This window comes from uncultured Subdoligranulum sp., from assembly GCF_963931595.1.
GTDB lineage: Bacteria > Bacillota > Clostridia > Oscillospirales > Ruminococcaceae > Gemmiger.
Genome location: NZ_OZ007030.1, coordinates 2,981,378 through 2,991,239, shown reverse-complemented (window position 1 = coordinate 2,991,239; position 9,862 = coordinate 2,981,378). Strand labels below are relative to the sequence as shown.

Genomic DNA, 9,862 nt, shown 5'->3' with positions numbered 1-9,862 from the left:
CTTGTGCTGCATCACATAGGCACCGGCCTGCTGGGCCTTTTCTTTGACCGTTTTGGCTGCCTTGCCGGATTTTTGCGCGGCACCGGCGGCGGTCCCGCCGGACTGCGCGGCCCGTTTGGCGGCGGCGTACTGCTTCTTGATCTGCTGTTTCTGCTGCCAGCGAGACAGCGGGTTGCTGGCAGCCGCAGGGTTTTCATAGACGGATTTCTGGAACAGCGCCTCGATGTTGGCCTTTTCCAGCTTCTGCTCGGCTAGGGCGGCCTTGCGGTAAGGTTTCAGTTTGTGGCTGCGGTAGCCCTCCCTCGCCAGATGCACGCCGGTCTCCACAGCTTCCTCGGACTTGTGGGCGCTTTCCACGCCCACGTTATCGTCCTCGGTTTTGCGGATCTCCTGATGGAGCTTGCCCGCCACTGCGTTGCCCGGCGCGTCCCGCACCGTATGGGACAGCTTGGAGGGCGGCCGGGGCTTATCCTCCAGCACCAGCTTGGTCGTGACCTTGCCGGTCTTGGGGTCCACCTTGGCCCGTTTGACCTGCTTTTTCGGGATTTTTGCCTGCGCCTTGTCCGCTTTGGCGGCGGCCTTTTCCGCCTTGCGGATGGGCTTTTCCAGTGCCGGGTCCGCCCGTTCTTCCTCGGTGAAGCGCAGGCGCGGTTCCTTAATCAAACCATTCTCCCAGCATGAGGGAGGCCGCCATGCTGGAAAGCTCCGCATAGGCCGCCAGCCCCAGCGGACCCACGAAGCGGCACTCGGTCAGGCAGGCGTAGAGCTGGGCCACCACGTCGGCCAAAATCTGGACCTCGGTGCCCTCCAGCACGGCACCTCCGGCCTGCCCGCGCTGGACCTTGGCGGCGCACAGAATCTCCACCAGCCGCAGCAGGCCAATTTCGCCGGTTTCAGTCAGTTCAGCGGCCTGGTCCGCCGCCGTGCGGCACTCGGAAACGGCGTCCGCCATCGCCGTCAGCAGCGCGGTGCGCTGGGTTTCCAGCGCCCGGTCCAGAAACATCATGTGGTCGTTATGCAGAATTTCGGGTTTCATCGTCCATCAGCCTCCTTCATTTCCTGGGGTTTGGTCGTCATAATGCGATACAGTTCGGTATTCTTGGGGAAGTGGTCCACAAAGGGCAGGATGGTGGAGCCGTAGAACAGCAGCCCCTCGCCCTCGCCGGAGTGGGTCACATAGGACAGCTGGTGCGGGGAAATACCCAGCTGCCGGGCCAAAATCTGCCGGTCACCGCCCGCCTGGTTGAGCATATACACGAAGTCGGAGTTTTCAAAGATGTTCTCCACCTCGCGGGAAGAAAGCAGGTCCTTCACGTTCTGGGTGATGCCCGTGGGAATGCCGCCCCACTTTCGGAACCGCTTCCAAATCTCCACCGTGTAGGCGGCAGTCTGTTCCTCTTTCAAGAGCAGGTGCATCTCGTCGATGTAGTAGCGGGTAGACTTGTGGGCAGCGCGGTTGATGGTGACGCGGTTCCACACCTGGTCCTGGACCACCAACATACCGATCTTTTTCAGCTGCTTGCCCAGCTCCTTGATGTCATAGCAGACAATGCGGTTGTTGATGTCCACGTTGCTGCGGTGGTTGAACACGTTGAGGGAGCCGGTGACGTAGATTTCCAGCGCCGTGGCGATGTACTGCGCTTCTTTCTCATCCTGCGCCCGCAGCAGGTCGTACAAATCCTCCAGAATGGGCATATTCTCCGGGCGCGGATCGTTGAGGTAGTCCTGATACACCAGCCGCACACAGCGGTCAATGATGGTTTTCTGCACCGGCTGCAATCCGTCCTTGCCGCCCACAATCAGTTCACACAGCGACAGGATAAAGTCGGATTTCAGCGACAGCGGGCTTTCATCGTCCGAATAGTCCAGGTTCAGGTCCATCGGGTTGATGTAGTTGGTGGAGGTGGGCGAAATCTTGATGACCTGCCCGTGCAGGCGCTCCACCAGCGGCGCGTACTCGGCCTCCGGGTCGCAGATGATGACATCATCCGAAGTCAGCAGGAAGCAGTTGGCGATCTCGCGCTTGGCGCTGAACGATTTGCCGCTGCCCGGCGTACCCAGAATCAGGCCGTTGGGGTTTTTCAGCAGTTTGCGGTCCACCATGATGAGGTTGTTGGACAGGGCGTTGATGCCGTAGTACAGCGCCTCCTTGCCGTTCTGAAAAAGCTCCTGGGTCGTGAACGGCACGAAGATGGCGGTGGAGCTGGTAGTCAGCCCCCGCTGAATTTCCACCTGGTTCAGCCCCAGCGGCAGAGAGGACATCAAGCCTTCCTCCTGCTGGAAGTCCAGCCGGGTCAGCTGGCAGTTGTACTTTTGCGCGATGGAGCTGGCCTGGAAGATGTTGTTGCCCAGCTGGCGGGGATTGTCGGCGGTGTTCAGCACCAGGAACGTCACCAGGAACATCCGCTCGTTGCGGCTTTGCAGGTCCTGCAACAGCTTCTTGGCCTCGGCCCCGTAGGTGGCAAGGTCGGAGGGGATGATGTCCATGTCATACCCGGCGCGGACGGCCTTTTTCTGTTCCTCGATCTTGCTGCGGTCCAGGTCGGTGATCTTGCGCTTCACCGTCTTGATGGCCTTCACCTGATCCACCGACTGGATGTGCAGATTCACAATGAGGGAACTTTCCATATCGAGAAAATCCGCCAGCATACGGTCATTCAGTTCCGGGGCCAGAATCTGCACGAAGCTGACGGCCCCGTACTTCTTTCCCATGCGGAACTGCTTGCCGGTGCGGAACTCAAAGCCGGACGGAGCGATAAAGTCTTTGGTGGAAAGTCCGCTGGGAGCCAGCCAGTCCCACTCGAACTGGAACGGTGCCTGCTCGTCCATGTGGAAGATGGCGTGAAGCTGGGCCAGCCGGGCTTTGCCGTCCAGGACCTCGGCGGCCACGCCCAGCCGCTTGAAGTTGTTCAGCACATCGGTCTCGATACGCTCCAGCCGGGGCTTGGCGGAACGGATGCTGTCGGCCTCGATGGAAAAGGTCAGGTACTTGGTCTTGATGAGGCCGTTGTTGCCCCGCGCCAGCTGGTTTTGCAGCATCTGCGTGTACTCCACCCGGATGGGGTCAAAGTCATCCCCCTGGGCCGGGATGGTGATACTGTTGGCGAAGGTCTCCTGGGACGCCGCCAGGTTCAAAAAGGACAGCTGGAAACGGATGGAGCTGTCAAAATAGTTGAGGAAATCGCACCAGCCTTCAAAGATGGCGGTCTTGTCCTCGTTCTGGCTCAGCTGGTAGTTGATGTCCTGGAACTGGATGGTTTTCGTGTAGCGGCCATCCGCCACCTTGCAGATGCCGTCCGGCCACATCCGTTCATAGGGAATGCTGTCCTGGGCGGACTGTTCCTTTTTGCCCGTGCGGTTGGCGCGGGCAATCGCTGCCTCGATCTGTTTGCGTTCGGCGCGGGACAGCTTACGCCGGGGTCTGGTCTGCGGCTCTGCCGGTTCGGCCTGCCGCTTTGTCTTTGCCGCGAACAATGTCATACACCTCCTTGTCGAGATTTGCCTGCCGCTCCAACACGGCATAGAAGTTGTTGGTGCGGTAGGGACGCTGCTTGGGCCGGATGACGGCCACCTTGAGAATGTTGCCGATGATCTTTTCCAGGGGCTGGCCGTGTTTTTCATACATCGCCAGCATGAAGAAGGGCAGCATGACGAGCATCATGCACATGGCCGCCACGCTGTTGCCAGCAGGACCCCGGAGCAAAAAGAAAAGCGGCACGCCGATGAGCGCCCCGCAGCCGAAGCAGACAAGCTGCCTCTTGGTTAAGTTGAATGCGACCTTGGTTTTGACTTTCGTCAGGTCTTTGGGTACGGGTACATAAGCCATTGGTAAATTCCCTCCTTCCGGGTCAATGTGCGTTGAATACGGCTTTGGACAGGCTGCCGGTCTTGAACAGCGTAAAACACAGCAGCACGGTATAGCCCACACAGCTCCAGATCGCCATGATGATGTCCTCCTCGGTGGCGATGTTCTGCACCAGTACGGCGTAGATCGCTACACAGACGATAATCAAAAATGCCTGGAAGCCCAGAGCCAGCAGGCTGCGCAGGTAGTTCTGGCCCATGCCGCCCCATTCCTTGCCCATCATGGTCGCCATCGGGATGGGGGCCACCGACGTGACAAGGTAAATTTCGATCATACGGCCATAAATGACGATGAAAATGCAGATATACAGCGCCCACATGGTAATGCCGATAAAGAGCGACTGGAACCACAGGCCGAACAACGGCCCCAGGTCCATATCCATCAGCCGGGACTCCATATCGGTCATAACAGCGGAGATGTCGATGGAAGCGTCCGAACCGATGATGCCGGACGCCTGGGCCACCACGCTCTGGGCCATGTCGAACACACCCATGACAAGGTTCCAGGTGTTGGTGACGAGCAAAATCGCAGCAGCGGATTTGAACACCCATTTGAAGATCATCCAGGTGTCCACGTCATGCAGGTTGTTGCGGTCGGTTATCATCTGGATCAACTCCAGCGTCATCACGATGGCCAGGATCACGCCTGCAATCGGCACCATGATGGAGTTGGAGAGGTTCTGGATCATGCTGAAAATATCGCCGTTCCACCCCTGCGGGGTCTGGCCCACCTGCGTGGCGATGTCCGCGACCTGCCGGTTCACGTTGTCGAACATCCCCGTTAAGTTTCCCATGATGCCGCCCACCAGCATTTCTTTGAGCCAGTTGGTCAGGGCATCCAATAAGAAATCCATACGGTGTCAGCCTCCTTTCTGCCCCTCCCGCTGTGCGCGGGAGGGGGCGAGGATTTCAGCGGGTTACGATCAGACAGTGAACAGGCCGGACAGCAGGGGCACCAGCACCATGCCGACGATGGCGACGCCTGCGCCCGCCATGAGCTGTTTCATGCCCTGGCTTTTGGCCCCAGGATTGTCGTTGCCATATCCCTCCAGCAGGTTGATGACGCCCCACACGCCGAGACCGGCACCGAGGGCGATAACGAGGGTCTGGAGAACGGTGATTGCCTGATTGAAAAATTCCATAAATAAAGTTGGCCGGAATCAGTTTGAAAAGTTTGATTTAGTCATGGTTCATAGGCATACAAAAGCCGGACAATCTGCCGCCCAGTTTCCGGGGGGCTTGACTCCGGCCTTCCTCCTTTTTCATTATTTTGATAGAGATCGTCCGCTTTGTACGCCGATGGCCCCAGCGGGGCGGTTGTGGCGGGTAGATAGGACCCCTCCTTTCGCAGCGGAACATCAATCGCCAGCTGCGGCGTCGATCTCATACACGTCGCAGATCTGGTTGGGTTTGAGCTTCAGCCGGGCCTTGAGGTAGCCTTCGATGTCAAAGGCGTTCTTCGGGTCGGCGTCAGCGGTGTACTTGTAGTTGGGGTGCTGGGTGATGTCGTACTTGTCCGACAAAAACGGCCGCACCCCGCGCAGCTGCAAGATGCACTTGCCGCCGTCCATGACGGCCAGCTCATCCTGGCTCATCAGCGCCTTCCCCAATTTTTGATAGTTGAGCGAGTGGGAAGTCTCCCGCCCCCGGCTCTCGCCGGTGTTGTAGGTGTCAATGGTTTCCTTGCCCAGCACAGCTTCCAGCTCCTTGAGCGTGGTCGGCTCCTTGCCGCCCAGAAAGATGGAAGAATCCATATTTCCGATGATGGTGTCGGCGTTGTCCTTGTAGATGGCCTTGAGCTGGCTCTGTGCCTGCAATACCAGGCAGGCGGAAATCTCCCGGCTTCGGATGGTGGCGACCAGCTTTTCCAGCTTGGGGATCTGGCCGATGTTGGCGCACTCGTCGATGAGGCACCGCACATGGACCGGCAGCCGCCCGCCGTACACATCGTCGGCCTTTTCACAGAGCAAGTTGAACAGCTGGGTGTAGCACATGGAGATTAAGAAATTAAAGGAATCGTCCGTGTCGCTCATAATGAGGAACAGCGCCGTCCGTCGGTCGCCCAGGGTGTCCAGCTCCAGCTCGTCATAGGCTGTGACCTCCCGCAGCTCGGCAATGTCAAACACCGCCAGCCGTGCGCCGCAGCTTACCAAAATCGACTTCGCAGTTTTGCCCGCGGCCAATTTATATTTGGCATATTGGCGCACCGCAAAGTGGTTGGGTTCCCGCTCTTTCAGCTCATCAAACATCAGGTCAACGGCATTTTTGAACTCCTCATCGTCCTCCCGGACCTCCATGCTGTTGATCATCTCGATGAGGGTGGAGAAGTTCTGTTCCTCTACCGGGGCCTCGTAGTGGATGTAGCCGATGAGGGCGCAGTACAGCAGCGTCTCGGCCTTGACCCAAAAATCGTCCCCGGCCTTGCCCTCGCCCTTGGTGTTGGCGATCAGGGTCGTGACCAATTTCAAAATATCCTTTTCGCTGTGGATATAGCTGAAGGGGTTATAGTGCATCGACTTTTTGAAGTTGATGGTGTTCAGCACCTTGATCTGGTACGGCTCGTAGATGACCTTGCCGTTCTTGTCCTTCACCGGCTTGCCGTCCTTGCCCAGCTTGGGCGCCCCCCGCTGGAGCATCTTGCCGCACTCCACCAAAATAGTGCCCTTGGGGTCGGTGACTACATAGGAGCTGTGCATCTGCATCAGGTTGGGCTTGAGCCAGAAGCGGGTCTTGCCGCTGCCGGAACCGCCGATGACCAGCACGTTTTTGTTGCGGGCATACTTGGGGTTCTTGGGGCGGCTGGACATGGTGAGCCGTTCGGTTTGGGTCAGAATGACGTTGTTCTGGAACACCGGGTCGATGTAGGGGGCAATATCGTCATGGGTGCCCCAACGGGCCGAACCATACTCCACATTGTGGCGGTACCTCTTGGCGTTCTTGCCTTTCAGGTACACCGCCAGCCGCAGGCCAGCGCCGCAGCACAGACCCACAGCCAGATCCAGCGGGTGCAGGCTGGGCCACCAACTCCCCAGCGCCACCGGCAGGGTGGAGAAAAACGAGAGCAGTTTAGCTGACGCATCCGCCCCAACAGCCAGCCGCCAGGCTTCGCCCAGGTTGGTGGCAAACAGGCCCAGCAGAAAATAGGGCAGGTTCAGCAGCACCAGCTTTTTCATATTCAGCTGCTTCATCGTTCCAACTCCTTCCGCTTTGTCCTGTCCACAACCGCATTTTTAATAAGTTCCTTGAAGTGGCTGAGCTTCTCCAGCACCGACGGGCGCTCGCTGCGGTCGGCCTTCTTGACCTTCTTCTGGGTGTACTCCGAGAATGCCGCCGTCAGGGCGTCGGCGTCGCGGGCCTTGAAGAAAATCAGGTACTTGGGCGGGGAGGCGCTGCGGTCCTTTTTCACCGCATAGTCCACGCCGTACTTGCGGGCGATGCGTTCAAAATCCCGGATGGATGGGTCGTTGATCTCGATGTTGGAGACGCCCTGGTTCTGACCGATGAGCTGTTTTACCGTCTGCTTGCCCTTGGGGGTGACGGGAGAATCCCGGCTGCGCTGCTTCTCCAGCTTTTTCTCCTTGCGGTGGGCCATGTACTTGGATACGGCGGCTTTGAATAGCCTGCCGGTAAACTTGGTGCCGCTGACGATCAGCGTCAGGGTTCTATTTTCCACTTCCTCCTGCATAGGTCATCCCTCCCTTCGTCGGTTATGCAGTGGGTGGCCTTGGGTACTAAGGCGGGACCACCAGCCGCCGCAGAAGATACCGGCCCGTCATACCGTCACCAGAATCAGGTCACGCAGACCGGCAAAGTGCAGTTTGCCCTTGGGCGTCACCAGCGTGTAGGAGCCGGTGTGGCCGTTGCGGTAGTAGTCCCGCACACAGAACAGCCCATCGTTGGCGCTCTTGGCGTAGGGCAGCACGCAGCCGGAGGGGGTTCGGTAGACGAATCGCCGTTCCAGCAGGAAGCGGACAAAGCGCCGCTCCGGCACGTCCAGCTCCTTGGCGGTGGTGCGCAGGTTGGTACTGTGGTGCAGGTCGATGAACAGGTCGTAGTAGACGGCTTTGCTTTGCAGCCGGGCATTGTCCTCCCGCAGCGCCGCGTTTTTCTCGCGCTCAGCCAGCAGGTCGGTGCAGAGCTTCAGCAGGGCTTCCGGGGAAGTGGCGACCTCCCACAGCTTGTCCCTGGTAAGGTAGGCCCCATGCTGGCGGATGCTGGGCAGCACCTCATCGAACACCCAGCGCTCAAAACGTTCCGCCGAGGGCAGCTTGCTGTGGACGATGAGGCGGTACACGTCGCCTTCGGGGATAAAAGTCATCTGAATGGTTTTCCCTGAGTTTTGTGGATGGGGTACGTCGCGTTTCGTGACGTACCGGCAATGCCTGGAAATTGAAGCGCGGGAATTGCTGTATCCAAGCGCATTTGCCACATCCAAACCAGAAAACAGGAATTTGCCATCTTCCTCGATGACCCGGATACTGCCAAACTCCGGGTTCTTGAAAATCTCCATCTGGTTCATATCGTGCCTCCTTGGGCGGTGCAGCAGAAAAGCGGCCGTTACCAGCCGCCTGCGTGCATATCGTGGTTGACCTGGGCCGTGTAGTGGTTGTTCATGGTGGTGGGCGCGTTGAACAGCACGGTCAGCAGGTATTGCTTCATGTTGCGGACCTCGGTGGTGTTGTTGTGCAGGCACTCCATGACGAACTCGATGTGGGAGCTGTCCAGCTTCAAAAACCGCGACCGAACGACCTCGTGGGGAAAGTCCGCCCCGGCGATCCGGGTGGTCTTGCGCCTGGCGCAGACCGTTTCCACGATCAGCTCCACGATCTCGTCCAGGTCCTCCCGGTAGGTGGAAAACTCCCGGCACAGGTGGTCGTACTCGATGTTCTCCAACACCAAATCCCGATACTCCTGCATTTCCTCCACCGACATCGCATCCCGTCCTTTCCGTTCCGGCGGCCTGGCCGCCGCAAATTCCCGGAAGGGAATGGAATCGGTACTGGGTACATCCGTTGTTTGTTTTTGGGTCTTTGATTTCTCTATATTTAATTCTGCGGGCTTTTCCGTATCCGGGTCATCCAGATACGGGTTTTCCGTATCTGGTGAAGCCGTATCCGGCTGGGGCGTATCCGGCGCTTTGGGTTGGGGCTGCTCGTAGATGACGTACTCGGTGTCGCAGATGCGCCCCTGGCGGTCCCGCATCTGGTGGCGGACAATGTACCCGGCGCTCTCCAGCTCCCGCAGCGCCCCGCCGATGGCATCCACGCCTTCCTTGCAGATCTTCGCCAGGCCGCGTGTGGTATAGTTCCAGTCCTCCGGCAAGGACAGCATCATGGAAAGCAGTCCCTTGGATTTCAGCGACAGCGCCTTATCGCGCAGATGATAATTGCTCATTACGGTGTAATTCTTGGTCCGCTCAATGCGAAAAACGGCCATTGACTTCACTCCTCTCTCAGTTCATGGCATGAAAAAAGCCGCAATCTTTCAAAAAGACTGCGGCGGTCAGGTGCGATAGTTCCGGCTGCGCCAGGAATACGGCGGCTTCGGCACAGGGGGCCGGGAAAAAACGTCCTGCGTGGTGTCAAAGGGCAGCCGCTGCATTACCTGGTCGATCTCGGTACTTTCCATGTCATGTTGGGATTGGCAGTGTTCACGGATGGCCTCTTGAATCTCTCTAACGGTACACATAATTCATTCCTTTCTTGGTAGATGGCAGGTTTACGGGCGACGGCGTTTCTTTTTCGGTTTGAAATCGAGGATATGGCCCTCTACAACGTGGGCATACCGCTTGATCTTGATCTGCTGGCTGCGCTGGGCGTCCAGGGCCTGCCGGTAGCCATCCTCGGTGAGAAACAGGCGAACCTCATCGCCGGGGCTGCCGTAGGGGGTGCGGGGCTTGCGAACCATGAACTCCACCATCCAGCGGGTGCTGTCCTGGAACCGCTCCACAGCCAAAATGTTATGTCCTTTCAGCTCACGGGCTGAAATATCCCTCATA

11 protein-coding genes and 1 pseudogene are annotated in these 9,862 nt (G+C 58.4%); all 12 read right to left on the bottom strand.

Annotation, left to right across the window (positions count from 1 at the left end):
* Window positions 1-663, bottom strand: a pseudogene (locus ABGT73_RS14250) (CHAP domain-containing protein); the annotation flags it as partial.
* Window positions 656-1,036, bottom strand: coding sequence for a DUF3851 family protein (locus tag ABGT73_RS14245; protein ID WP_054334883.1), 381 nt, complete (start codon window positions 1,034-1,036; stop codon window positions 656-658). The gene ABGT73_RS14245 and the pseudogene ABGT73_RS14250, both read right to left, overlap by 8 nt.
* Window positions 1,033-3,480 carry a VirB4-like conjugal transfer ATPase, CD1110 family gene (locus ABGT73_RS14240; protein WP_346670297.1) on the bottom strand — a complete coding sequence of 816 codons (2,448 nt, stop codon included), beginning with the start codon at window positions 3,478-3,480 and terminating at the stop codon, window positions 1,033-1,035. The genes ABGT73_RS14245 and ABGT73_RS14240 overlap by 4 nt, the downstream gene beginning before the upstream one ends.
* Entirely contained in the window at window positions 3,410-3,826 is a 417-nt protein-coding gene (locus ABGT73_RS14235; protein WP_007045884.1) for a PrgI family protein, read from the bottom strand. Before ABGT73_RS14235 ends, ABGT73_RS14240 begins: the two co-directional genes overlap by 71 nt.
* A 22-nt stretch (window positions 3,827-3,848) precedes the next feature.
* Window positions 3,849-4,718: a VirB6/TrbL-like conjugal transfer protein, CD1112 family gene (locus tag ABGT73_RS14230; RefSeq protein WP_346670296.1), complete on the bottom strand. Its 870-nt coding sequence runs from the start codon at window positions 4,716-4,718 to the stop codon at window positions 3,849-3,851.
* 69 nt (window positions 4,719-4,787) lie between these two features.
* The gene (locus ABGT73_RS14225) at window positions 4,788-5,006 is read right to left on the bottom strand and encodes a Maff2 family mobile element protein (RefSeq protein ID WP_007045882.1); all 219 of its coding nucleotides are present in this window, start codon (window positions 5,004-5,006) and stop codon (window positions 4,788-4,790) included.
* 216 nt (window positions 5,007-5,222) lie between these two features.
* Entirely contained in the window at window positions 5,223-7,052 is a 1,830-nt protein-coding gene (locus ABGT73_RS14220; RefSeq protein ID WP_346670295.1) for a VirD4-like conjugal transfer protein, CD1115 family, read from the bottom strand.
* Window positions 7,049-7,549, bottom strand: coding sequence for a PcfB family protein (locus tag ABGT73_RS14215; RefSeq protein WP_346670294.1), 501 nt, complete (start codon window positions 7,547-7,549; stop codon window positions 7,049-7,051). Before ABGT73_RS14215 ends, ABGT73_RS14220 begins: the two co-directional genes overlap by 4 nt.
* Window positions 7,550-7,636: 87 nt before the next feature.
* Window positions 7,637-8,383, bottom strand: a complete 747-nt coding sequence (locus ABGT73_RS14210) for a BRO family protein (RefSeq protein ID WP_346670293.1) — start codon at window positions 8,381-8,383, stop codon at window positions 7,637-7,639.
* Window positions 8,384-8,421: 38 nt separating this feature from the next.
* On the bottom strand, window positions 8,422-9,300 hold the full coding sequence (locus tag ABGT73_RS14205) for a DUF6017 domain-containing protein (RefSeq protein ID WP_346670292.1): 879 nt from the start codon (window positions 9,298-9,300) through the stop codon (window positions 8,422-8,424).
* Between the two features lie 66 nt (window positions 9,301-9,366).
* Complete coding sequence (locus ABGT73_RS14200) at window positions 9,367-9,552, bottom strand: hypothetical protein (RefSeq protein ID WP_346670291.1); 186 nt, start codon at window positions 9,550-9,552, stop codon at window positions 9,367-9,369.
* Window positions 9,553-9,582: 30 nt separating this feature from the next.
* The gene (locus ABGT73_RS14195; RefSeq protein ID WP_346670290.1) at window positions 9,583-9,861 is read right to left on the bottom strand and encodes a DUF5720 family protein; all 279 of its coding nucleotides are present in this window, start codon (window positions 9,859-9,861) and stop codon (window positions 9,583-9,585) included.
* Window position 9,862 lies beyond the last annotated feature (1 nt).

Excerpts from the sequence above, each read along its gene's own strand:
- ABGT73_RS14210 (WP_346670293.1), bottom strand. The coding sequence starts at position 8,383 with ATGAACCAGATGGAGATTTTCAAGAACCCGGAGTTTGGCAGTATCCGG.
- ABGT73_RS14205 (WP_346670292.1), bottom strand. The coding sequence starts at position 9,300 with ATGGCCGTTTTTCGCATTGAGCGGACCAAGAATTACACCGTAATGAGC.
- ABGT73_RS14230 (WP_346670296.1), bottom strand. The coding sequence starts at position 4,718 with ATGGATTTCTTATTGGATGCCCTGACCAACTGGCTCAAAGAAATGCTG.
- ABGT73_RS14215 (WP_346670294.1), bottom strand. The coding sequence starts at position 7,549 with ATGCAGGAGGAAGTGGAAAATAGAACCCTGACGCTGATCGTCAGCGGC.
- ABGT73_RS14240 (WP_346670297.1), bottom strand. The coding sequence starts at position 3,480 with ATGACATTGTTCGCGGCAAAGACAAAGCGGCAGGCCGAACCGGCAGAG.
- ABGT73_RS14195 (WP_346670290.1), bottom strand. The coding sequence starts at position 9,861 with ATGAGGGATATTTCAGCCCGTGAGCTGAAAGGACATAACATTTTGGCT.
- ABGT73_RS14235 (WP_007045884.1), bottom strand. The coding sequence starts at position 3,826 with ATGGCTTATGTACCCGTACCCAAAGACCTGACGAAAGTCAAAACCAAG.
- ABGT73_RS14200 (WP_346670291.1), bottom strand. The coding sequence starts at position 9,552 with ATGTGTACCGTTAGAGAGATTCAAGAGGCCATCCGTGAACACTGCCAA.
- ABGT73_RS14225 (WP_007045882.1), bottom strand. The coding sequence starts at position 5,006 with ATGGAATTTTTCAATCAGGCAATCACCGTTCTCCAGACCCTCGTTATC.
- ABGT73_RS14245 (WP_054334883.1), bottom strand. The coding sequence starts at position 1,036 with ATGAAACCCGAAATTCTGCATAACGACCACATGATGTTTCTGGACCGG.
- ABGT73_RS14220 (WP_346670295.1), bottom strand. The coding sequence starts at position 7,052 with ATGAAGCAGCTGAATATGAAAAAGCTGGTGCTGCTGAACCTGCCCTAT.